The organism is Streptomyces sp. NPDC027663 (genome assembly GCF_055566415.1).
In genome coordinates this window covers 775,811-798,261 of the sequence record NZ_JBVHSK010000002.1, presented here as the reverse complement: position 1 = coordinate 798,261, position 22,451 = coordinate 775,811, and the positions used below count along the sequence as shown (strand labels likewise).

Annotated in this window: 18 protein-coding genes and 3 tRNA genes; 19 read left to right on the top strand and 2 right to left on the bottom strand. The window is 68.4% G+C overall.

Going from position 1 to position 22,451, the window contains the following annotated elements:
• The first annotated feature begins 350 nt into the window (after positions 1-350).
• The 9 genes from ACZ4SF_RS08510 (at position 351) to ACZ4SF_RS08470 (ending at position 5,999) form a co-directional block, all read left to right on the top strand.
• A tRNA-Thr gene (locus ACZ4SF_RS08510) sits at positions 351-423 on the top strand.
• Between the two features lie 46 nt (positions 424-469).
• Positions 470-542 (top strand) — tRNA-Met (locus ACZ4SF_RS08505).
• An 89-nt stretch (positions 543-631) separates the two neighbouring features.
• Positions 632-796 carry a 50S ribosomal protein L33 gene (rpmG, locus tag ACZ4SF_RS08500; RefSeq protein WP_003948671.1) on the top strand — a complete coding sequence of 55 codons (165 nt, stop codon included), beginning with the start codon at positions 632-634 and terminating at the stop codon, positions 794-796.
• Between the two features lie 157 nt (positions 797-953).
• Entirely contained in the window at positions 954-1,406 is a 453-nt protein-coding gene (locus tag ACZ4SF_RS08495; protein ID WP_468379974.1) for an FAS1-like dehydratase domain-containing protein, read from the top strand.
• A gap of 7 nt (positions 1,407-1,413) precedes the next feature.
• On the top strand, positions 1,414-1,842 hold the full coding sequence (locus tag ACZ4SF_RS08490) for a MaoC family dehydratase (protein ID WP_468379971.1): 429 nt from the start codon (positions 1,414-1,416) through the stop codon (positions 1,840-1,842).
• Positions 1,843-1,981: 139 nt separating this feature from the next.
• The gene (locus ACZ4SF_RS08485) at positions 1,982-2,551 is read left to right on the top strand and encodes a TetR/AcrR family transcriptional regulator (RefSeq protein WP_468379968.1); all 570 of its coding nucleotides are present in this window, start codon (positions 1,982-1,984) and stop codon (positions 2,549-2,551) included.
• Between the two features lie 120 nt (positions 2,552-2,671).
• Positions 2,672-4,132 (top strand): DHA2 family efflux MFS transporter permease subunit, encoded by a 1,461-nt coding sequence (locus ACZ4SF_RS08480; RefSeq protein WP_468379966.1) that lies wholly within the window; start codon positions 2,672-2,674, stop codon positions 4,130-4,132.
• A gap of 30 nt (positions 4,133-4,162) precedes the next feature.
• Complete coding sequence (locus tag ACZ4SF_RS08475; RefSeq protein WP_468379963.1) at positions 4,163-4,543, top strand: DUF3291 domain-containing protein; 381 nt, start codon at positions 4,163-4,165, stop codon at positions 4,541-4,543.
• Positions 4,544-4,913: 370 nt separating this feature from the next.
• Positions 4,914-5,999, top strand: a complete 1,086-nt coding sequence (locus tag ACZ4SF_RS08470) for a UDP-N-acetylmuramate dehydrogenase (protein WP_468380447.1) — start codon at positions 4,914-4,916, stop codon at positions 5,997-5,999.
• A 90-nt stretch (positions 6,000-6,089) separates the two neighbouring features.
• On the opposite strand, the gene ACZ4SF_RS08465 is transcribed toward ACZ4SF_RS08470, so the two are convergent.
• Both ACZ4SF_RS08465 and ACZ4SF_RS08460 read right to left on the bottom strand, forming a co-directional pair.
• On the bottom strand, positions 6,090-7,130 hold the full coding sequence (locus ACZ4SF_RS08465; RefSeq protein ID WP_468379961.1) for an adenosine deaminase: 1,041 nt from the start codon (positions 7,128-7,130) through the stop codon (positions 6,090-6,092).
• Positions 7,131-7,261: 131 nt separating this feature from the next.
• Positions 7,262-8,488, bottom strand: coding sequence for a pyridoxal phosphate-dependent aminotransferase (locus tag ACZ4SF_RS08460; protein ID WP_468379958.1), 1,227 nt, complete (start codon positions 8,486-8,488; stop codon positions 7,262-7,264).
• 261 nt (positions 8,489-8,749) lie between these two features.
• Between ACZ4SF_RS08460 and ACZ4SF_RS08455 the strand changes: the two genes are divergently transcribed.
• The 10 genes from ACZ4SF_RS08455 (at position 8,750) to ACZ4SF_RS08410 (ending at position 22,206) form a co-directional block, all read left to right on the top strand.
• Positions 8,750-8,822 (top strand) — tRNA-Trp (locus ACZ4SF_RS08455).
• Between the two features lie 106 nt (positions 8,823-8,928).
• Positions 8,929-9,213, top strand: coding sequence for a preprotein translocase subunit SecE (secE, locus tag ACZ4SF_RS08450; RefSeq protein ID WP_468379955.1), 285 nt, complete (start codon positions 8,929-8,931; stop codon positions 9,211-9,213).
• 80 nt (positions 9,214-9,293) lie between these two features.
• Positions 9,294-10,151 carry a transcription termination/antitermination protein NusG gene (nusG, locus tag ACZ4SF_RS08445; RefSeq protein ID WP_468379952.1) on the top strand — a complete coding sequence of 286 codons (858 nt, stop codon included), beginning with the start codon at positions 9,294-9,296 and terminating at the stop codon, positions 10,149-10,151.
• A 168-nt stretch (positions 10,152-10,319) separates the two neighbouring features.
• Positions 10,320-10,754, top strand: a complete 435-nt coding sequence (gene rplK / locus ACZ4SF_RS08440; RefSeq protein ID WP_023547415.1) for a 50S ribosomal protein L11 — start codon at positions 10,320-10,322, stop codon at positions 10,752-10,754.
• A 97-nt stretch (positions 10,755-10,851) separates the two neighbouring features.
• Positions 10,852-11,577 (top strand): 50S ribosomal protein L1, encoded by a 726-nt coding sequence (gene rplA / locus ACZ4SF_RS08435; RefSeq protein ID WP_468379950.1) that lies wholly within the window; start codon positions 10,852-10,854, stop codon positions 11,575-11,577.
• A gap of 166 nt (positions 11,578-11,743) precedes the next feature.
• Positions 11,744-12,661 (top strand): SCO4651 family lipoprotein, encoded by a 918-nt coding sequence (locus ACZ4SF_RS08430; RefSeq protein WP_468379947.1) that lies wholly within the window; start codon positions 11,744-11,746, stop codon positions 12,659-12,661.
• A 440-nt stretch (positions 12,662-13,101) separates the two neighbouring features.
• Positions 13,102-13,632: a 50S ribosomal protein L10 gene (gene rplJ / locus ACZ4SF_RS08425; RefSeq protein WP_468379944.1), complete on the top strand. Its 531-nt coding sequence runs from the start codon at positions 13,102-13,104 to the stop codon at positions 13,630-13,632.
• 116 nt (positions 13,633-13,748) lie between these two features.
• Positions 13,749-14,132 (top strand): 50S ribosomal protein L7/L12, encoded by a 384-nt coding sequence (rplL, locus tag ACZ4SF_RS08420; protein WP_468379941.1) that lies wholly within the window; start codon positions 13,749-13,751, stop codon positions 14,130-14,132.
• Between the two features lie 590 nt (positions 14,133-14,722).
• A complete protein-coding gene (gene rpoB / locus ACZ4SF_RS08415) occupies positions 14,723-18,208 on the top strand; it encodes a DNA-directed RNA polymerase subunit beta (RefSeq protein ID WP_468379938.1) in 3,486 nt (1,161 codons plus the stop codon).
• 98 nt (positions 18,209-18,306) lie between these two features.
• Positions 18,307-22,206: a DNA-directed RNA polymerase subunit beta' gene (locus tag ACZ4SF_RS08410; protein ID WP_468379935.1), complete on the top strand. Its 3,900-nt coding sequence runs from the start codon at positions 18,307-18,309 to the stop codon at positions 22,204-22,206.
• The last annotated feature ends 245 nt before the right edge of the window (positions 22,207-22,451 follow it).

Genomic DNA, 22,451 nt, shown 5'->3' with positions numbered 1-22,451 from the left:
CGGGCGACGTTCACGCGGATGGCCGGGCAGTCGCCGGGCGACGTTCACGCGCATGGCCGCGGCGCCTGTCAGGGCGGCGGCACTCGAATGGCCTCTCACCTGTCGGACCGACGCCCACGCGCGCGAGCCGCCCGCCTTTGCGCAGCCGGCCTCGCCCACGCGCGCGTGCCGCCGTCCGGCAGAGTCGAAGAGGCGCCCCCGCCCTCGCGCCGGCCCGGCACTCGCCCCCCGAGAAGCCAGGCGCGCTGGTGCTCACGAGGCTCCGGTGAGGGCCGTGAACGGGGTGCCCGTGGGCGGCGGGATACGGATTTGGGTGAACGGCGGCGGACCGTGTAATGTCTTCATCGCTCGCCCCAATAGCTCAGTCGGCAGAGCGTCTCCATGGTAAGGAGAAGGTCAACGGTTCGATTCCGTTTTGGGGCTCTGGTGTGAGAGGTCCCCGTCGCAAGACGGGGCCCGATCTCATCAAAGCGGTGTAGCTCAGTCGGTAGAGCAAGCGGCTCATAATCGCTGTGTCACCGGTTCAAGTCCGGTCACCGCTACTGACAGTAGCCGATTGCGGGGTCGGTCCTTCGATCGGCTACTCTTTTTGCGTTGAATCAGTCCACCCGTTCGTCATAGGAGCACTCACGTGGCTGCCACCGACGTCCGCCCGAAGATCACGCTGGCCTGCGTGGAGTGCAAGGAGCGGAACTACATCACCAAGAAGAACCGGCGTAACAACCCGGACCGTCTTGAGATGAAGAAGCACTGCCCGCGTTGCAACGCGCACACTGCGCACCGCGAAACGCGATAATCAGGCTCGTTCGTGAGGCCGCCCCCCTTCGAGGGGGCGGCCTCACGGCGTTTTCACCGGCTCGGCATCCAGGCCGCCCGCCGGCCCCGCGCACATTCCGGGGCTCGTTCCGGGCTAATTTGGGGCCAGCACAGCAGACATCAGGAGGTGCCGGGGCATGGCGCTCGACCAGTCCTTCGTGGGACGGACATACCCGCCCACCGAGCCCTATGAAGTGGGCCGGGAGAAGATCCGCGAGTTCGCCGAGGCGGTGGGCGAGACCAACCCGGTGTACACGGACCCCGAGGCCGCCAAGGCATTCGGCCACGCCGACGTGATCGCTCCGCCGACCTTTGTGTTCTCCATCACCTTCCGCGCCTCCGGGCAGGTCATCGAGGACCCGCAGCTGGGGCTGGACTACAGCCGGGTGGTGCACGGCGACCAGAGGTTCGCCTACACGCGCCCGGTGCGCGCCGGTGACCGGCTGACCGTCACCTCCACCATCGAGTCGATCAAGTCCCTCGCGGGCAACGACGTCCTGGACATCCGCGGCGAGGTGCACGACGAGGCCGGCGAGCACGTCGTGACCGCCTGGACCAAGCTCGTGGCCCGTGCGGCCGAGGAGGCGTGAGGACCTGATGACGGCGACGATCGCGTACGACGACGTCGAGGTCGGCACCGAACTGCCGGTGCAGAGCTTCCCCGTGACCCGCGCCACCCTGGTGCGCTACGCGGGCGCCTCCGGGGACTTCAATCCGATCCACTGGAACGAGAAGTTCGCCAAGGAGGTGGGCCTGCCGGACGTCATCGCGCACGGCATGTTCACCATGGCCGAGGCGATCCGCGTGGTCACCGACTGGACCGGGGACCCGGGCGCGGTCGTGGAGTACGGCGTCCGCTTCACCAAGCCCGTCGTCGTCCCGAACGACGACCAGGGCGCCCTGATCGAGGTCAGTGGCAAGGTCGCGGCCAAGCTGGACGACAACACCGTCCGCGTGGACCTGACGGCGATGAGCGGCGGCCAGAAGGTGCTGGGCATGTCCCGGGCAGTCGTACGACTGGCCTGACGCGTCGGCCGACATAAGCGGATGCAAGGGGCGCCCACGTCTGGTGAGCGCCCCTTACGCGTGCGCCGGAGCCGGTTGCATCTCGGCCCGGGGACGGCACGCCTTGCGCAAGTTAGTGATTGAGTACTAACTTAACCGCATGCCCAGGATGAGCGCAGAGGAGCGACGCGAGAGCGTCATCAGCGCCGCGACCGCCGAGTTCGCACGCGGCGGGTACCACGGCACCTCCACGGAGGCGATCGCCAGGCGGGTCGGCGTTTCGCAGCCGTACCTCTTCCGGCTCTTCCCGGGCAAGAAGGCGATCTTCCTGGCGGCAGCCGAACGCTGCGTGGAGGACACCATCCGGACCTTCGAGGAGGCCTCCGAGGGGTTGCAGGGCGAAGAGGCCCTGCACGCCATGGCGAACGCGTACACCAAGGTCATCGCGGAGCGGCCCGAGCGGCTGATGATGCAGATGCAGATGTACGTCGCCGTGGCGTCCGCGGAACAGGAGGGTGACCGCGAGTTCGGCGAGAGCGTACGCACCGGCTGGATGCGGCTGTGGGACACCGTGCACCTGGCGCTCCGTGCGGACGTCGGCGAGACGACCGACTTCCTCGCGTGCGGGATGCTCATCAATTGCCTGGTGGCCATGGGCTTCCCGCCCGAGCACCGGGTCTGGGAGGGACTCGATCCGTCGGCCCGGCACAAGGGTCGCCTCGAGGTGTAACGCATCAGGGAGGCGTTTCCCGCCTTCTTTCCTGCGGGTTCCGAAGTCCTTCAGAGGGCTTTTTCATGCCCGTGAAAGTTAGTCATCAATTACTAACTGAGATCGCTCTCTGGGGGAGAGATGTCACAGCAGACAGCCGTACCCGCAACGCCCACCACGCGCGCGGGTGCCGTGTGGGCCCTGGTCATCACCAGCATCGCCGGATTCATGGCAGCCCTGGACAACCTCGTCGTCACCACCGCCCTGCCCTCCATCCGCAAGGACCTCGGCGGCGCCCTGGACGACCTGGAATGGACCGTGAGCGCCTACACGCTCACCTTCGCCGTCCTGCTGATGTTCGGTGCCGCGCTCGGCGACCGCTTCGGACGCCGCCGGCTCTTCATGGCCGGACTCGCTGTCTTCACCGCCGCCTCCGCCGCCGCGGCCGTGGCACCCGGCATAGGCTCCCTGATCGCGGCCCGCGCGGTCCAGGGCGTCGGCGCGGCCGTGATGATGCCGCTGACGCTGACCCTGCTCACCGCGGCAGTGCCCGCGGCCAGGCGCGGAATGGTCTACGGCATCTGGGGCGCCGTCAACGGGCTCGCCGTCGCCTCCGGACCGCTCATCGGCGGCAGCCTCACGGAGCACGTCTCCTGGCACTGGATCTTCTGGCTGAACGTCCCGCTCGGCGTGGCCGTGCTGCCGCTCGCCCGGCTGCGCCTGGCCGAGTCGTACGGTGCCGGCGCCCGGCTCGACGTGCCCGGCACGCTGCTCGCCAGCGGCGGACTCTTCGGGATCGTGTACGGCCTGGTCCGCGGGCCCGCCGACGGCTGGACCGACCCCGTCGTACTGACGTCGCTGATCGCGGGCGGAGTACTGCTGCTGAGCTTCGTGCTCTACAGCTCCCGCGCGGCCGGCCCCATGCTGCCGATGCGGCTGTTCCGCTCCAGGGCCTTCTCCGGCATCAACGCGGCCAGCCTGCTGATGTTCGTCGGCATGTTCGGCTCGATCTTCCTGCTCAGCCAGTACATGCAGGGCGTGCTCGGCTACTCGCCCACCGAGGCCGGTCTCAGGATGCTGCCGTGGACCGGCATGCCGATGCTCGTCGCGCCCGTCGCCGGGATCCTCTCCGACCGCATCGGCGGCCGGCCGGTCGTGGCCGCGGGCCTGTTCCTGCAGGCCGCCGGTCTCGGCTACATGGCCCGGGTGGCCACCACGGACGCCTCCTACGCCGTCCAGCTGCCCGCCCTGATCATCAGCGGCGTCGGCATGGCCCTGTTCTTCGCCCCGGCCGCCAACCTGGTCATGTCCAGCGTCCGCCCGCAGGAGCAGGGCATCGCCTCCGGCGCGAACAACGCGCTGCGGGAGGTGGGCGGCGCGCTCGGCATCGCGGTCATGTCGTCGATCTTCTCCGCACAGGGCGGCTACGAGTCCGCGCAGGCCTTCGTGGACGGTCTGCGGCCGGCCCTGGTCACGGGCTCGGCGGTGGTCGCCCTCGCCGCGGTCGCCGCTCTGGTGATCCCGGCCCGCCGCAGCGCCGGCCGGCCCGCCCCGGAGCCGGAAAAGGCCCCGGCGGCCGTCCTCGAGACCACCGCCGGCTGAGCCGGACCCCATCCGCCCGAGGAGCCCGATATGCCCACGCTTCCCTGGACCGTGCCGAACACACCCCCGCAGGGTGCCGAGGTGCACGTCTTCGCCTCCCGCTTCGAGACCCGCACCCTGTGGGGCGCCCTGCGATTCCTCGTCCGTACGCCGGCCGTGTGGCGGCAGGCCGGGCGGGCGCCCGGCGCCTACGGGGTCACCCTCAGGGCACAGCCCCTGCGGCGGACCTTCTGGACGCTGTCCGCCTGGGAGTCGGCCGACGCACTGAAGGCGTTCGCCCGCTCCGGCGCCCACCGGCCCGCCTCCCGCGAGCTGTCCGCCCAGATGCGCGACGCCACGTTCGCCGCCTGGCAGACCTCCGCCGCCGAACTGCCGGTGAGCTGGGAGGAGGTGGTGAGGCGGCTGACGTAGCCGGCGCACGACAGCGGAGCGGTGTGCACGCGCGCGTGGGCCCACAGGGGATCCACGCGCGCGTGCATGCCTTCGGGGGTCCGGACAGGACGCACGGGCGCGTACAGGCCTTCGGGCTCCCTCCGGATGGCAGCCGGCCCCGGCCGGCGGGACCCGCGAGGCTGCCACGTCCGGGCACGGTCGGGGCCCGCGCGGCAGCCGTATCCCGGCACAGTCGAGGCCCGCGCGGCAGCTATATCCCGGCACAGTCGACGCCCGCGAGGCTGCCACGGCCCGGCGCAGTCGGGGCCCGCGACGCTGCCACCGCCCGGTGCATCATGTTCTGCGCCGTCGGCCCGGGCGCGGCCGGACCGCTCCTGTGCGTGCCGTGCTGTCGGAGGCGTCTCGTAGTCTTGGGCCCGTGCAGGTACTCCACGACGCCCCCCTTGCCCCGCTGACCACCTTCCGGCTGGGCGGTCCCGCGACGCGGCTGGTGACCGCCCGGACCGACGCCGAGGTGATCGCCGCCGTCCGCGAGGCCGATGACAGCGGCACCCCGCTGCTGGTGATCGGCGGCGGCTCGAACCTGGTCATCGGCGACAAGGGCTTCGACGGCACGGCGCTGTCCATCGCCACGCGTGGTGTCGAGCTGCGCGGCACCACCCTGGAGCTGGCGGCCGGCGAGGTGTGGACCGACGCCGTCGCCCGCACCGTGGAGGCCGGGCTCGCCGGGATCGAGTGCCTGGCCGGCATCCCCGGATCCGCGGGCGCCACGCCGATCCAGAACGTGGGCGCCTACGGCCAGGAGGTCTCCTCGACGATCACCGAGGTGATCGCGTACGACCGGCGCGCCGGCGAGACCGTCACGCTGACGAACGAGGAGTGCGCGTTCTCGTACCGGCACAGCCGCTTCAAGGCCGACCCCGAGCGCTATGTCGTCCTCCGGGTCCGCTTCGAGCTGGAGGACGCGGGCGGGCTGTCCGCGCCGGTCAAGTACGCCGAGGCGGCCCGCGCGCTCGGCGTCGGACCCGGTGACCGCGTGCCGCTGGCCGACGCCCGGGAGACCGTACTGAAGCTGCGCGCCGGCAAGGGCATGGTGCTGGACCCCGAGGACCACGACACCTGGTCGGCCGGGTCCTTCTTCACCAACCCGATCCTCACCGACGAACAGTTCGCCGCGTTCCACGCGCGCGTGCGCGAGCGGCTGGGCGACGGCGTCGAGCCGCCCGCCTACCCGGCCGGGAACGGCCGTACGAAGACCTCCGCGGCCTGGCTGATCGACAAGGCCGGCTTCACCAAGGGTTACGGCAGCGGGCCCGCCCGCATCTCCACCAAGCACACCCTCGCCCTGACCAACCGGGGCGACGCCACCACGGAGGACCTGCTCGCCCTGGCCCGGGAGGTGGTCGCCGGGGTCCGCGAGGCCTTCGGCGTCACGCTGGTCAACGAGCCCGTCACGGTGGGCGTGAGCCTGTAGCCGCAGCCGTCGGGCAGGCCCCTCGGGCAGGTCCCTCCCACGCCCTGGCCGCGTGAATCTGCTTCCCGGTCCGTCCGCCGTACGCCCACTTCAGACGGCCGGGCGTGCCAGCCAGTCGTCCACGCCGGCCAGCAGCCGCGCCCTGACGTCCTCCGGGGCGGCCGAACCCCGCACCGACTGCCGGGCCAGCTCCGCGAGTTCCGCGTCCGTGAAGCCGTGGGCATGGCGGGCGATCTCGTACTGGGCGGTCAGCCGGGAGCCGAACAGCAGCGGGTCGTCGGCGCCGAGGGCCATCGGGACGCCCGCCTCGAAGAACGTGCGCAGCGGTACGTCCTCCGGCTTCTCGTGCACGCCGAGCGCCACGTTCGAGGCCGGGCACACCTCGCAGGTCACGCCCCGGTCGGCCAGCCGCTTCAGCAGCCGCGGATCCTCGGCCGCACGCACGCCGTGCCCGATCCGGCCGGCATGCAGGTCGTCCAGGCAGTCCCGGACCGACGCCGGGCCGGTCAGCTCGCCGCCGTGCGGGGCCGACAGCAGGCCGCCCTCGCGCGCGATGTGGAAGGCCCGGTCGAAGTCGCGCGCCATGCCGCGCCGCTCGTCGTTGGACAGCCCGAAGCCGACCACGCCCCGGTCCGCGTAGCGCACCGCCAGCCGGGCCAGCGTGCGGGCCTCCAGCGGGTGCTTCATGCGGTTGGCCGCGACCAGCACGCGCATGCCGAGGCCGGTCTCCCTGGAGGCCGTGTCCACCGCGTCCAGGATGATCTCCAGGGCCGGGATCAGACCGCCCAGACGGGGCGCGTACGACGTCGGGTCCACCTGGATCTCCAGCCAGCCCGAGCCGTCCCTCAGGTCCTCCTCGGCGGCCTCCCGCACGAGGCGCTGGATGTCCTCCGGCCGGCGCAGGCAGGACCGCGCCGCGTCGTACAGCCGCTGGAAACGGAACCAGCCCCGCTCGTCCGTGGCCCGCAACTTGGGCGGTTCACCGCTGGTCAGCGCCTCCGTCAGCGTCTCGGGCAGACGGACGCCGTACTTGTCGGCCAGTTCCAGGACGGTTCCCGGCCGCATCGAGCCGGTGAAGTGCAGGTGCAGATGGGCTTTCGGCAGCTCAGAGAGATCACGTACACGCTCCATTCCCAGATCCTGCCGTACGCCACCGCCGTACCGGTAGCCGTTTCCCCCTACGTGGTCTTGCTCGCACACAGAAGCGGGCCGCCTCCCCGGAGGGAAAGCGGCCCGCACGCGCGCGCGTGGAGAGGCGGAAACTAGTCCCGCGCCTCCGACAGCAGCTTCTGGATCCTGCTCACGCCCTCGACGAGGTCCTCGTCACCGAGCGCGTACGACAGCCGCAGGTAGCCCGGCGTGCCGAAGGCCTCGCCCGGGACGACCGCGACCTCGGCCTCCTCCAGGATCAGCGCGGCCAGCTCGACGCTGTCCTGCGGGCGCTTGCCGCGGATCTCCTTGCCGAGCAGGGCCTTGACCGAGGGGTAGGCGTAGAAGGCGCCCTCGGGCTCGGGGCAGACCACGCCGTCGATCTCGTTGAGCATCCGCACGATGGTCCTGCGCCGCCGGTCGAAGGCCTCACGCATCCGTGCCACGGCCTCCAGGTCGCCGGAGACGGCGGCCAGGGCGGCCACCTGGGCGACGTTGGAGACGTTCGAGGTGGCGTGCGACTGGAGGTTCGTCGCGGCCTTGACGATGTCCTTCGGGCCGATGACCCAGCCGACGCGCCAGCCGGTCATGGCGTACGTCTTGGCGACACCGTTGACCACGATGCACTTGTCGCGCAGCTCCGGGAACAGGCCCGCGAGGGAGACCGCGGCCGCGTCGCCGTAGACCAGGTGCTCGTAGATCTCGTCGGTCAGCACCCACAGGCCGTGCTCGACGGCCCAGCGGCCGATCGCCTCGGTCTCGGTCTCGGAGTACACCGCACCGGTCGGGTTGGACGGCGACACGAAGAGCACGACCTTCGTCTTCTCCGTGCGCGCCGCCTCCAGCTGCTCGACGGAGACCCGGTAACCGGTCGACTCGTCGGCGACGACCTCGACCGGGACACCGCCTGCGAGGCGGATCGACTCCGGGTACGTCGTCCAGTACGGCGCCGGGACGATGACCTCGTCACCCGGGTCGAGGATCGCGGCGAAGGCCTCGTAGATGGCCTGCTTGCCGCCGTTGGTGACCAGGATCTGCGATACGTCCGGCTCCCAGCCGGAGTCACGCAGGGTCTTGGCGGCGATCGCGGCCTTCAGCTCGGGCAGACCGCCGGCCGGGGTGTAGCGGTGGTACTTCGGGTTCTTGCAGGCCTCGACGGCCGCCTCGACGATGTAGTCCGGGGTCGGGAAGTCGGGCTCGCCGGCGCCGAAGCCGATCACCGGACGCCCGGCGGCCTTCAGGGCCTTGGCCTTGGCGTCCACGGCGAGGGTGGCGGACTCGGAGATCGCGCCGACTCGGGCGGAGACCCGGCGCTCGGTGGGTGGGGTTGCAGCGCTCATGCGGCCCATCGTTCCAGACCGGAAATGCCCCCGGCACACGGGTTTCACAGACTGAACAGCAAGGGGTCGAGGCGTGAACACCGGTCCGAATCCGGCCTCCGGCCAGGACGATCTTTGGCCGGACGGCCCCCGACGGGCGCTTTCTGTTCGACGCCGGGCCGTGGACCACGTACACTCTCACCTCGTTGGCCTTCGGCAGCCGCCGCGCAACCGGTGTACACCGAGCACCCGGTTGGATGCGGTACGTTGGGGGACACACAAAGGGTCGTAGCTCAATTGGTAGAGCACTGGTCTCCAAAACCAGCGGTTGGGGGTTCAAGTCCCTCCGGCCCTGCTACACACACCGCCAGGATGTGTGCGCATGTACGTACAGCAATGCACCGCCGTGCGGCTCAGAAACCGGGCGCGGCACGGCCACGACCCGGGATCAGGTGAGGACTATGACGGACGCCGTGGGCTCCATCGACACGCCTGATGCCGACGAGGTGCCCGAGTCCAAGAAGAAGGCTCGCAAGGGCGGCAAGCGCGCCAAGAAGGGCCCGCTCAAGCGCCTCGCCACCTTCTACCGCCAGGTCATCGCGGAACTCCGCAAGGTCGTCTGGCCGACGCGCAACCAGCTGACGTCGTACACCACCGTGGTGATCTTCTTCGTCGCCATCATGATCGCGTTGGTGACCGTGATTGACTATGGGCTCAACCACGCGGCCAAGTACGTCTTCGGCTGAGCCAAGAGCGAAGGGCGCCGTGGTACCGGCGCCCGTTTTCGCATGTTCCACCCCTATGTATCCAGGAAGAAGCAGCCATCGTGTCTGACCCGAACCTGAACGACGACGCCACTGAGCCGCGCGGGCTGGCTGCCGAGACGGCGGATGACGAGCTCGACATCGTCGAGGGCGCGGACGAGCAGGACGAGTTCGAGGCTGCCGAGGCCGAGTCGGGCGAGCCGGCCGAGGAGGCCGCTCTGCACGTCGAGGACGAAGAGGCCGACGAGGAAGCCGCCGTCGCCGAGGCCGAGACCGAGACCGAGGAGGAGCCGGCCGAGCCGGTCGACCCGATCGCGGCCCTGCGCGAGGAACTGCGCACCCTGCCGGGCGAGTGGTACGTCATCCACACGTACGCCGGCTACGAGAACCGCGTGAAGACCAACCTGGAGCAGCGCGCCGTCTCGCTGAACGTCGAGGACTACATCTTCCAGGCCGAGGTGCCGCAGGAAGAGGTCGTCCAGATCAAGAACGGCGACCGCAAGACGATCAAGCAGAACAAGCTGCCGGGTTACGTCCTGGTCCGCATGGACCTGACCAACGAGTCCTGGGGCGTCGTCCGCAACACCCCGGGCGTCACCGGCTTCGTCGGCAACGCCTACGACCCGTACCCGCTGACCCTGGACGAGATCGTCAAGATGCTCGCCCCGGAGGCCGAGGAGAAGGCCGCCCGCGAGGCCGCCGAGGCCGAGGGCAAGCCCGCCCCGCAGCGCAAGGTCGAGGTCCAGGTGCTGGACTTCGAGGTCGGCGACTCGGTCACCGTCACCGACGGCCCGTTCGCCACGCTCCAGGCGACCATCAACGAGATCAACCCCGACTCGAAGAAGGTCAAGGGCCTGGTCGAGATCTTCGGCCGCGAGACGCCGGTCGAGCTGTCCTTCGACCAGATCCAGAAGAACTAGTCCCTCTGGGACTTGAGCTTCCGCGCAGGTCAGGCAGGCCATCACGGTCCGCCTGACCTGCACGGTTTTTAGCCGCGCATCCATACCCGTTATCGTTGTGCGGTATGCCTGCGTCAGGGTCGCGATCCCTGCGCGGGCATGGACCCGAATGAAAGGACCCGGAGAGCAATGCCTCCCAAGAAGAAGAAGGTCACGGGGCTCATCAAGCTCCAGATCCAGGCCGGCGCCGCCAACCCGGCTCCGCCGGTCGGCCCGGCGCTGGGTCAGCACGGCGTCAACATCATGGAGTTCTGCAAGGCCTACAACGCCGCGACCGAGTCGCAGCGCGGTTGGGTCATCCCGGTGGAGATCACGGTCTACGAGGACCGTTCCTTCACCTTCGTCACCAAGACGCCGCCGGCCGCGAAGATGATCCTCAAGGCCGCGGGCATCGAGAAGGGCTCCGGCGAGCCGCACAAGACCAAGGTCGCCAAGATCACCGAGGCGCAGGTCCGCGAGATCGCCCAGACCAAGATGCCCGACCTGAACGCGAACGACCTGGACGCTGCCGCGAAGATCATCGCCGGCACCGCGCGTTCCATGGGCGTCACGGTCGAGGGCTGACCTCACCCACCAGTAGTCATGCGGCCGTAGCCGGTCGCACGTGGCAGGGCCTGCTCGGCCCGTACCACGACTCCTTTCAGAACACACAGGAGCAGTTGTGAGCAAGCGCAGCAAGGCTCTCCGCGCTGCGGACGCCAAGGTCGACCGGGAGAAGCTGTACGCCCCGCTCGAGGCCGTCCGTCTCGCCAAGGAGACCTCCACGACCAAGTTCGACGGCACCGTCGAGGTCGCCTTCCGTCTGGGTGTCGACCCGCGCAAGGCCGACCAGATGGTCCGTGGCACCGTGAACCTTCCGCACGGCACCGGTAAGACCGCCCGGGTCCTGGTCTTCGCGACCGGTGACCGTGCCGAGGCCGCGCGTGCCGCGGGCGCCGACATCGTCGGCGCCGACGAGCTGATCGACGAGGTGGCGAAGGGCCGTCTGGACTTCGACGCCGTCGTCGCCACCCCGGACCTCATGGGCAAGGTCGGCCGCCTCGGCCGCGTCCTCGGCCCGCGTGGTCTGATGCCGAACCCGAAGACCGGCACCGTCACCCCCGACGTCGCCAAGGCCGTCACCGACATCAAGGGCGGCAAGATCGAGTTCCGCGTCGACAAGCACTCGAACCTGCACTTCATCATCGGCAAGGTGTCCTTCGACGACGCCAAGCTGGTGGAGAACTACGGCGCCGCGCTGGAGGAGATCCTCCGTCTGAAGCCGTCCGCCGCCAAGGGTCGCTACATCAAGAAGGCCGCCATCACCACCACGATGGGCCCCGGCATCCAGGTCGACCCGAACCGCACCCGTAACCTCCTCGTCGAGGAGGACCCGGCCGCCGTCTGAGCCCTGCGCTCAGCCCGGTAGCCGCGTCAGGTACGCGTAAACAGAAGGGCGGGCCCTGGAACCTTCGAGGTTCCGGGCCCGTCCTTTCTTTGTGCGACCTTTCGCACGACTGTCAGCGGCCTCGGTTACGGTGCTGGCACAGGACTCGCATGAGGGGTGGGACCAGATGAAGAGCACGACCGCGCGCCGGGCGGCCCTTTCCATAGCGGTGGTGGCCGCGCTGACCGGGGTGGCCGCCTGCGGCTCCGCCGACTCCGGCAAGGGCGGAAAGGCGGACGGCGGAGACGCGATCCACCTCAGCCCCATCGCCGCGCTGCGCTCGGCCGAGAAGTCCACCGACAAGGCGGACTCGGCCAAGGTGCGCTCCACCACGTCCGTCGGCGACCTCATGTCGATGACCGCGAACGGCGCCCTCACCTGGGGCGACGGCCTCAAGGGCAACCTCACCATCACCTACACCGGCGGACAGCTGGCCGAGATGATGAAGAAGGCCGGCACCTCCTCGATGGAGGCGCGCTATCTGCCGGACGCCTACTACGCGCACATGAGCGACGCCTACGCCCAGCAGACGGGCGGCAAGCACTGGCTCAAGTACTCGTACGACGACCTGGCCAAGATGGGCGGCGCCTCCGGGTCGTACATGAAGGACCAGATCCAGAACGCCACGCCGAACCAGTCCGTGAAGATGCTGCTGGCCTCCGGCGACGTGAAGAAGGTCGGCGAGGAGACCGTCTCCGGCGCGCACACCACGCACTACTCGGGCACGGTGAACGTCGCCGACCTCGCCGACAAGACCAGCAACCTCAGCGCCGAGCAGATGTCGGCCCTGAAGAAGCAGCTCAGCCAGGCCGGCGTCACCACCGACACCGTCGACATCTGGATCAACGACCAGAACCTGCTGGTCAAGAAGACCGAGAAGGCCAAGATGGCCAACGGCACCATGACGAACACGACCTTCTACACCGACTACGGCGTGAAGGTCACCGCCGAGGCACCTCCGGCCGGTGACACCAAGGACTTCGCGGACCTGCTGAAGTCCGGCGGGACCATGGGGGGCGGCACCGGCACCGGCACCACCTCCTGAGACCGGCGCCGCCACCAGCGGCCTGACAGCCCCGGGGACGAGCCATCGCGCCCGACCCGGGGCCCTGGGCGCCCCTGGCGCCTACGCGGCCGTGCGGCTCCATAGGCGGGCCGTGCGGCGCCTGTACGCACGCCGTACGCCCTCGTACCGGCCGCAAACGGCCCGATTTGCTCGACGGCGCCCCGGTCCTCTACTCTCTTGCAGAAGCCAAAGACCGCTGGTCGTTGCCGTGTCCTCGAACGAGGGTGCGGTGGCCGAAGGATCCGCTGAAAAGTGGGCGACCCGCGCAGGTGACTGTGGAAGAACTCCCGGGACATACGCGCTCACGCGTGTGCTGCCGGTCGAGTCCGCCCCGTGCGCCTGCGCCGGGGCGTTTCGTTTTGCCCAGTCCTCCTTCGGGTCCGCGCGGTCCGAATCACCCGGAAGGAGGCCGAGGCTCTATGGCGAGGCCCGACAAGGCTGCCGCGGTTGCGGAGCTGACGGACAAGTTCCGCAGCTCCAACGCCGCCGTGCTGACCGAGTACCGCGGTCTCACCGTGGCGCAGCTCAAGACGCTGCGCCGGTCGCTCGGTGAGAACGCCCAGTACGCCGTGGTGAAGAACACGCTGACCAAGATTGCGGCCAACGAGGCCGGGATCACGCTGGACGACCAGCTCTTCGCTGGTCCGACGGCCGTCGCCTTCGTCACCGGTGACCCGGTGGAGTCGGCGAAGGGTCTGCGCGACTTCGCCAAGGACAACCCCAATCTCGTCATCAAGGGCGGTGTCCTTGAGGGCAAGGCGCTGTCCGCCGACGAGATCAAGAAGCTTGCGGACCTCGAGTCCCGCGAGGTTCTGCTCAGCAAGCTGGCCGGTGCCTTCAAGGGCAAGCAGTCCCAGACTGCTCAGCTCTTCCAGGCGCTGCCCTCGAAGCTCGTCCGCACCGTGGACGCGCTCCGGGCCAAGCAGGCCGAGCAGGGCGGTGCCGAGTAATTCGGCTCGCTTTCTGACCCACGCCGCGTAACGCGGCAGGGTCGCAGCGGGCCCGACGTACGCCCGCCACTCATGTACATCCGGCACCTGCCGAATTAGTGGAAGGATCGCCCACCATGGCGAAGCTCAGCCAGGAAGACCTGCTCGCGCAGTTCGAGGAGATGACCCTCATCGAGCTCTCCGAGTTCGTGAAGGCGTTCGAGGAGAAGTTCGACGTCACCGCCGCCGCCGCGGTCGCCGTCGCCGGCCCGGCCGGCCCGGCCGCCCCGGCCGAGGCCGAGGAGGAGAAGGACGAGTTCGACGTCATCCTCACCGGCGCCGGCGAGAAGAAGATCCAGGTCATCAAGGTCGTGCGTGAGCTGACCTCCCTGGGCCTGAAGGAGGCCAAGGACCTCGTCGACGGCACCCCGAAGCCGGTCCTCGAGAAGGTCAACAAGGAGGCCGCTGACAAGGCCGCCGAGGCCCTCAAGGGCGCCGGCGCCTCCGTCGAGGTCAAGTAACACCTTCCGGGTCCGCAGGACTCGAACGCGCGCTGACAGCAGCCTCCCGGGACGCTGAACTCATCGTCCTGGGGCTGTAACGCGAACGCACTGAAGAGCGATCATCCATCCGGGTGGTCGCTCTTCGGCGTATCCGGGGGACCGACCACGGTTGCCTTGCACTCGTGACGGCGAGGGGTATGGTGATCTTCGTTGTGTCGCCGGACGGCTCGCTTCGGGCTGGAAGGGCCTTGACGAACCGCACGGAGCGCGCAATTCTCAGGACGCGTCGTCACAAGGATCCGAATCCGAGGCATGGATCGACGGCGAAGAGGGCAGTATCAACGTGCGTTGAGGGCAGCATGCCGAGGGCGTTGACAAGAGCGGTGAGCACAACGAGGGTCTCGAAATACCCGCACTGGACATCAGTGTGCCAAGTGGCTACACTGACCCTTTGCGCTGCCTGTTAGCTGTCCCCTGCCCGTCACCAGGGGTCTGCCCTCACTCGAGCACAGTCGACCGAAGCCCCTTGACCTGGGGTTTCCGTCTCTGTGTACGGGGGAGGGACCGGTACGCGCGTAGTGAGTCCGAGCCCTCGGAAGGACCCCCTCTTGGCCGCCTCGCGCACTGCCTCGACCGCGAATACGAACAACGGCGCCAGCACCGCCCCGCTGCGCATCTCCTTTGCAAAGATCAAGGAGCCCCTCGAGGTTCCGAACCTGCTCGCGCTGCAGACCGAGAGCTTCGACTGGCTGCTCGGCAACACCGCCTGGCAGAGTCGGGTCGAGGAGGCTCTGGAGAACGGTCAGGACGTCCCCACCAAGTCCGGTCTGGAGGAGATCTTCGAGGAGATCTCCCCGATCGAGGACTTCTCCGGGTCGATGTCGCTGACGTTCCGGGACCACCGCTTCGAGCCGCCGAAGAACTCGATCGACGAGTGCAAGGAGCGCGACTTCACGTACGCGGCCCCGCTCTTCGTCACCGCTGAGTTCACCAACAACGAGACCGGCGAGATCAAGTCCCAGACGGTCTTCATGGGCGACTTCCCGCTCATGACGAACAAGGGCACTTTCGTCATCAACGGCACCGAGCGTGTCGTGGTGTCCCAGCTGGTCCGTTCCCCCGGTGTCTACTTCGATTCCTCGATCGACAAGACCTCCGACAAGGACATCTTCTCCGCCAAGATCATCCCGTCCCGGGGTGCCTGGCTGGAGATGGAGATCGACAAGCGCGACATGGTCGGTGTCCGTATCGACCGCAAGCGCAAGCAGTCGGTCACCGTGCTGCTCAAGGCGCTCGGCTGGACGACCGAGCAGATCCTCGAGGAGTTCGGCGACTACGAGTCGATGCGCGCCACCCTGGAGAAGGACCACACCCAGGGCCAGGACGACGCGCTGCTCGACATCTACCGCAAGCTGCGTCCGGGCGAGCCCCCCACGCGTGAGGCCGCGCAGACGCTTCTCGAGAACCTCTACTTCAACCCGAAGCGCTACGACCTCGCCAAGGTCGGCCGCTACAAGGTCAACAAGAAGCTGGGTGCGGACGCTCCGCTCGACGCGGGCATCCTGACCGTCGAGGACATCATCTCGACGATCAAGTACCTGGTGCAGCTGCACGCCGGCGAGACCGAGACCACCGGTGACAACGGTGACACGATCGTCGTCGAGACCGACGACATCGACCACTTCGGCAACCGTCGTCTGCGCAGCGTCGGCGAGCTCATCCAGAACCAGGTCCGTACGGGTCTGGCGCGTATGGAGCGTGTCGTCCGCGAGCGCATGACGACCCAGGACGTCGAGGCGATCACGCCGCAGACCCTGATCAACATCCGGCCGGTCGTCGCCTCCATCAAGGAGTTCTTCGGCACCAGCCAGCTGTCGCAGTTCATGGACCAGAACAACCCGCTGTCCGGGCTGACGCACAAGCGTCGTCTGTCCGCGCTCGGCCCGGGTGGTCTCTCCCGTGAGCGGGCCGGCTTCGAGGTCCGTGACGTGCACCCGTCGCACTACGGCCGCATGTGCCCGATCGAGACGCCGGAAGGCCCGAACATCGGTCTGATCGGCTCGCTCGCCTCCTACGGCCGGGTCAACGCGTTCGGTTTCGTCGAGACCCCGTACCGCAAGGTGAACGACGGCCAGGTCACCGACGAGGTCGACTACCTGACCGCCGACGAGGAGGACCGCTTCGTCATCGCGCAGGCCAACGCCACGCTCGGCGACGACCTGCGCTTCGCCGAGGCCCGCGTGCTGGTCCGCCGCCGTGGCGGTGAGGTCGACTACGTCAGCCCCGAGGACGTCGACTACATGGACGTCTCGCCGCGCCAGATGGTGTCGGTCGCGACCGCCATGATCCCCTTCCTCGAGCACGACGACGCCAACCGTGCCCTCATGGGCGCGAACATGATGCGCCAGGCCGTTCCGCTGATCAAGTCGGAGGCCCCGCTCGTCGGTACCGGCATGGAGTACCGCTCCGCCGTCGACGCCGGCGACGTCGTCAAGGCCGAGAAGGCCGGTGTGGTCCAGGAGGTCTCCGCGGACTACATCACCACCGCCAACGACGACGGCACGTACATCACGTACCGCCTGGCCAAGTTCGCCCGCTCCAACCAGGGCACCTCGGTCAACCAGAAGGTCATCGTCAACGAGGGCGACCGGATCATCGAGGGCCAGGTCCTCGCCGACGGCCCGGCCACCCAGAACGGTGAGATGGCCCTCGGCAAGAACCTGCTCGTGGCGTTCATGCCGTGGGAGGGTCACAACTACGAGGACGCGATCATCCTGTCGCAGCGCCTCGTACAGGACGACGTCCTCTCCTCGATCCACATCGAGGAGCACGAGGTCGACGCCCGTGACACCAAGCTCGGCCCCGAGGAGATCACCCGGGACATCCCGAACGTCTCCGAGGAGGTCCTCGCCGACCTCGACGAGCGCGGCATCATCCGTATCGGTGCCGAGGTCATCGCCGGCGACATCCTCGTCGGCAAGGTGACCCCGAAGGGTGAGACCGAGCTGACGCCGGAGGAGCGCCTGCTGCGCGCGATCTTCGGCGAGAAGGCCCGTGAGGTCCGTGACACCTCGCTGAAGGTGCCGCACGGCGAGACCGGCAAGGTCATCGGCGTCCGCGTCTTCGACCGCGAGGAGGGCGACGAGCTTCCCCCCGGTGTGAACCAGCTGGTGCGCGTGTACGTCGCACAGAAGCGCAAGATCACCGACGGTGACAAGCTCGCCGGCCGTCACGGCAACAAGGGTGTCATCTCCAAGATCCTGCCGATCGAGGACATGCCGTTCCTGGAGGACGGCACCCCGGTCGACATCATCCTCAACCCGCTGGGTGTGCCGTCCCGAATGAACCCGGGACAGGTCCTGGAGATCCACCTCGGCTGGCTCGCCAGCCGCGGCTGGGACGTCTCCGGCCTCGCGGACGAGTGGGCCCAGCGCCTCCAGGTCATCGGCGCCGACCAGGTCGCCCCGCGTACCAACGTCGCGACCCCGGTCTTCGACGGTGCCCGCGAGGACGAGCTGGCGGGTCTGCTGCAGCACACCATCCCGAACCGCGACGGCGAGCGCATGGTGCTCCCGTCCGGCAAGGCGCGGCTGTTCGACGGCCGTAGCGGTGAGCCGTTCCCGGACCCGATCTCGGTCGGCTACATGTACATCCTGAAGCTGCACCACCTGGTCGACGACAAGCTGCACGCCCGCTCGACCGGTCCGTACTCGATGATCACCCAGCAGCCGCTGGGTGGTAAGGCCCAGTTCGGTGGCCAGCGGTTCGGTGAGATGGAGGTGTGGGCCCTCGAGGCCTACGGCGCCGCGTACGCCCTCCAGGAGCTGCTGACCATCAAGTCTGACGACGTCACCGGCCGCGTGAAGGTCTACGAGGCCATCGTCAAGGGCGAGAACATCCCCGAGCCCGGCATCCCCGAGTCCTTCAAGGTGCTCATCAAGGAGATGCAGTCGCTCTGCCTGAACGTGGAGGTGCTGTCCAGCGACGGCATGTCCATCGAGATGCGTGACACCGACGAGGACGTCTTCCGCGCTGCGGAGGAGCTCGGCATCGACCTGTCCCGGCGCGAGCCGAGCAGCGTCGAAGAGGTCTGACGGGAGTCCGGCGGGGCCCTGACCCACAAGGGCCCCGCCGACCCCCAGGCCCCCGTATCAGACCAAAGACTTTCGACCCTGAGAGGGATTGACGCATAGTGCTCGACGTCAACTTCTTCGACGAGCTCCGGATCGGCCTGGCCACCGCTGACGACATCCGTCAGTGGAGCCACGGTGAGGTCAAGAAGCCCGAGACCATCAACTACCGCACCCTCAAGCCCGAGAAGGACGGACTCTTCTGCGAGAAGATCTTCGGTCCGACCCGGGACTGGGAGTGCTACTGCGGCAAGTACAAGCGCGTCCGCTTCAAGGGCATCATCTGTGAGCGCTGTGGCGTCGAGGTCACTCGCGCCAAGGTGCGTCGTGAGCGGATGGGCCACATCGAGCTGGCCGCTCCCGTCACGCACATCTGGTACTTCAAGGGCGTCCCGAGCCGGCTGGGCTACCTGCTCGACCTGGCCCCGAAGGACCTCGAGAAGGTCATCTACTTCGCCGCGTACATGATCACGTACGTCGACGAGGAGCGCCGTACCCGCGACCTGCCCTCCCTGGAGGCGCACGTCTCGGTCGAGCGCCAGCAGATCGAGAACCGCCGCGACGCCGACCTCGAGGCCCGCGCCAAGAAGCTCGAGACCGACCTGGCCGAGCTGGAGGCCGAGGGCGCCAAGGCCGACGTGCGCCGCAAGGTGCGCGAGGGTGCGGAGCGCGAGATGAAGCAGCTGCGCGACCGTGCGCAGCGCGAGATCGACCGCCTCGACGAGGTGTGGAACCGGTTCAAGAACCTCAAGGTCCAGGACCTCGAGGGCGACGAACTGCTCTACCGCGAGCTGCGTGACCGCTTCGGCACCTACTTCGACGGCTCGATGGGTGCCGCGGCGCTGCAGAAGCGCCTGGAGTCCTTCGACCTCGACGAGGAGGCCGAGAGGCTCCGCGAGATCATCCGCACCGGCAAGGGCCAGAAGAAGACCCGCGCCCTGAAGCGGCTGAAGGTCGTCTCCGCGTTCCTGCAGACCTCCAACAGCCCCAAGGGCATGGTCCTGGACTGCGTCCCGGTCATCCCGCCGGACCTGCGTCCGATGGTGCAGCTGGACGGTGGCCGCTTCGCGACCTCCGACCTGAACGACCTGTACCGCCGTGTGATCAACCGCAACAACCGTCTGAAGAGGCTCCTGGACCTCGGTGCCCCGGAGATCATCGTCAACAACGAGAAGCGCATGCTTCAGGAGGCTGTTGACGCCCTCTTCGACAACGGCCGTCGCGGCCGTCCGGTCACCGGCCCGGGCAACCGCCCGCTGAAGTCCCTCAGCGACATGCTGAAGGGCAAGCAGGGCCGTTTCCGTCAGAACCTGCTCGGCAAGCGAGTCGACTACTCGGCGCGTTCCGTCATCGTCGTCGGCCCGCAGCTGAAGCTGCACCAGTGCGGTCTGCCCAAGGCCATGGCGCTGGAGCTGTTCAAGCCGTTCGTGATGAAGCGCCTGGTCGACCTGAACCACGCGCAGAACATCAAGAGCGCCAAGCGCATGGTGGAGCGCGGCCGTACGGTCGTGTACGACGTCCTCGAAGAGGTCATCGCCGAGCACCCGGTCCTGCTGAACCGTGCTCCCACCCTGCACCGCCTCGGCATCCAGGCCTTCGAGCCGCAGCTGGTCGAGGGCAAGGCCATCCAGATCCACCCGCTCGTCTGCACCGCGTTCAACGCGGACTTCGACGGTGACCAGATGGCCGTGCACCTGCCGCTGTCCGCGGAGGCGCAGGCCGAGGCCCGCATCCTGATGCTGTCCTCGAACAACATCCTCAAGCCGGCCGACGGCCGTCCGGTGACGATGCCGACCCAGGACATGGTCCTCGGTCTGTTCTTCCTCACCACCGACGGCGAGATGCGGGACATCAAGGGCGAGGGCCGCTCGTTCGCGTCCGTGGCCGAGGCGATCATGGCGTTCGACGCCGGCGAGCTGTCGCTGCAGTCGCGCGTGGACATCCGCTTCCCGGTGGGCACCATCCCGCCGCGCGGCTGGACCCCGCCGGCGCGCGAGGAGGGCGAGCCGGAGTGGCAGCAGGGTGACAGCTTCCGCCTGAACACCACCCTGGGCCGCGCGCTCTTCAACGAGCTGCTGCCCGAGGACTACCCGTTCGTCGACTACGAGGTCGGCAAGAAGCAGCTCTCCGAGATCGTCAACGACCTCGCCGAGCGCTACCCGAAGGTCATCGTGGCGGCGACGCTCGACAACCTGAAGGCGGCCGGCTTCTTCTGGGCCACCCGTTCCGGCGTCACCGTCGCCATCTCCGACGTCGTCGTTCCCGAGGCGAAGAAGGAGATCGTCGCCGGGTACGAGGCCAAGGACGAGAAGGTCCAGAAGCAGTACGAGCGCGGTCTGATCACCAAGGAAGAGCGCACCCAGGAGCTCATCCAGATCTGGACCCAGGCGACCAACGAGGTCGCCGAGGCGATGAACGAGAACTTCCCGAAGACCAACCCGATCTTCATGATGGTGAACTCGGGTGCACGAGGCAACATGATGCAGATGCGCCAGATTGCCGGTATGCGTGGTCTGGTGTCGAACGCGAAGAACGAGACGATTCCGCGTCCGATCAAGGCGTCGTTCCGTGAGGGTCTGTCCGTGCTGGAGTACTTCATCTCCACCCACGGTGCCCGTAAGGGTCTGGCGGACACCGCCCTTCGTACCGCCGACTCGGGTTACCTCACCCGTCGTCTGGTCGACGTCTCCCAGGACGTCATCATCCGCGAGGAGGACTGCGGCACCGAGCGCGGTCTGAAGCTGCGGATCGCCTCGCGCGGCGCCGACGGCGTGCTGCGCAAGGCGGACGACGTCGAGACCAGCGTCTACGCCCGCATGCTCGCCGAGGACGTCGTCATCGACGGCAAGGTGATCGCGCCGGCCAACGTGGACCTGGGCGACGTGCTCATCGACCAGCTGGTGCACCACGGCATCGAGGAGGTCAAGACCCGCTCGATCCTGACCTGCGAGTCGCACGTCGGCACCTGCGCGATGTGCTACGGCCGTTCGCTGGCCACCGGCAAGCTGGTCGACATCGGTGAGGCGGTCGGCATCATCGCCGCCCAGTCCATCGGTGAGCCCGGTACCCAGCTGACGATGCGTACCTTCCACACCGGTGGTGTGGCCGGTGACGACATCACCCAGGGTCTGCCCCGTGTCGTCGAGCTCTTCGAGGCCCGTACCCCGAAGGGTGTCGCCCCGATCTCCGAGGCCTCCGGCCGCGTGCGGATCGAGGAGACCGAGAAGACCAAGAAGCTCGTCGTCACCCCGGACGACGGCAGCGACGAGACGGCGTACCCGATCTCGAAGCGTGCCAAGGTCCTGGTCCGCGAGGGCGACCACGTCGAGGTGGGCCAGCAGCTCACCGTGGGTGCCACCAACCCGCACGACGTGCTGCGCATCCTGGGTCAGCGTGCCGTCCAGGTCCACCTGGTCGGCGAGGTCCAGAAGGTGTACAACTCGCAGGGTGTGTCGATCCACGACAAGCACATCGAGATCATCATCCGGCAGATGCTCCGCCGCGTGACGATCATCGAGTCCGGCGACGCCGAGCTGCTGCCCGGCGAGCTGGTCGAGCGCTCGAAGTTCGAGACCGAGAACCGTCGTGTGGTCCAGGAGGGCGGTCACCCGGCCTCCGGTCGTCCGCAGCTGATGGGTATCACCAAGGCCTCGCTGGCGACGGAGTCCTGGCTGTCGGCCGCCTCCTTCCAGGAGACGACCCGAGTTCTGACGGACGCGGCGATCAACGCCAAGTCCGACAGCCTCATCGGCCTCAAGGAGAACGTCATCATCGGTAAGCTCATCCCGGCCGGTACGGGTCTGTCCCGCTACCGCAACATCCGGGTCGAGCCGACCGAGGAGGCCAAGGCCGCGATGTACTCGGCCGTCGGCTACGACGACATCGACTACTCGCCGTTCGGCACCGGCTCCGGCCAGGCCGTTCCGCTGGAGGACTACGACTACGGTCCGTACAACCAGTAAGCGGGCAGCTTGAACCGAAGGGCGGCCACTCCCTCGCGGGGGTGGCCGCCCTTCGGCGTGTCCGGGTTCATGCCCGGTGGTGCCGGGGTCCGTGCCGGCGGTCGTGCCGGGATTCGTGCCGGCGGTTGTGCCGAGATCTCGGGCACGGCGGTCGTGCCAGGAGCCTGCCGGCCGTCGTGCCAGGGGTCATGCCGGCGGTTGTGTCAGGGGCCGTGCGAGCGGTCTGTCCCTGGGGCCGTGCGAGC

Bases quoted from the DNA above. Each gene is read 5' to 3' on its own strand.
- ACZ4SF_RS08430 (WP_468379947.1), top strand. From the start codon at position 11,744: ATGAAGAGCACGACCGCGCGCCGGGCGGCCCTTTCCATAGCGGTGGTG.
- ACZ4SF_RS08465 (WP_468379961.1), bottom strand. From the start codon at position 7,130: ATGGAGCGTGTACGTGATCTCTCTGAGCTGCCGAAAGCCCATCTGCAC.
- ACZ4SF_RS08490 (WP_468379971.1), top strand. From the start codon at position 1,414: ATGACGGCGACGATCGCGTACGACGACGTCGAGGTCGGCACCGAACTG.
- ACZ4SF_RS08480 (WP_468379966.1), top strand. From the start codon at position 2,672: ATGTCACAGCAGACAGCCGTACCCGCAACGCCCACCACGCGCGCGGGT.
- ACZ4SF_RS08485 (WP_468379968.1), top strand. From the start codon at position 1,982: ATGCCCAGGATGAGCGCAGAGGAGCGACGCGAGAGCGTCATCAGCGCC.
- rplL (WP_468379941.1), top strand. From the start codon at position 13,749: ATGGCGAAGCTCAGCCAGGAAGACCTGCTCGCGCAGTTCGAGGAGATG.
- rplJ (WP_468379944.1), top strand. From the start codon at position 13,102: ATGGCGAGGCCCGACAAGGCTGCCGCGGTTGCGGAGCTGACGGACAAG.
- rplK (WP_023547415.1), top strand. From the start codon at position 10,320: ATGCCTCCCAAGAAGAAGAAGGTCACGGGGCTCATCAAGCTCCAGATC.
- ACZ4SF_RS08495 (WP_468379974.1), top strand. From the start codon at position 954: ATGGCGCTCGACCAGTCCTTCGTGGGACGGACATACCCGCCCACCGAG.
- secE (WP_468379955.1), top strand. From the start codon at position 8,929: ATGACGGACGCCGTGGGCTCCATCGACACGCCTGATGCCGACGAGGTG.
- ACZ4SF_RS08475 (WP_468379963.1), top strand. From the start codon at position 4,163: ATGCCCACGCTTCCCTGGACCGTGCCGAACACACCCCCGCAGGGTGCC.
- ACZ4SF_RS08460 (WP_468379958.1), bottom strand. From the start codon at position 8,488: ATGAGCGCTGCAACCCCACCCACCGAGCGCCGGGTCTCCGCCCGAGTC.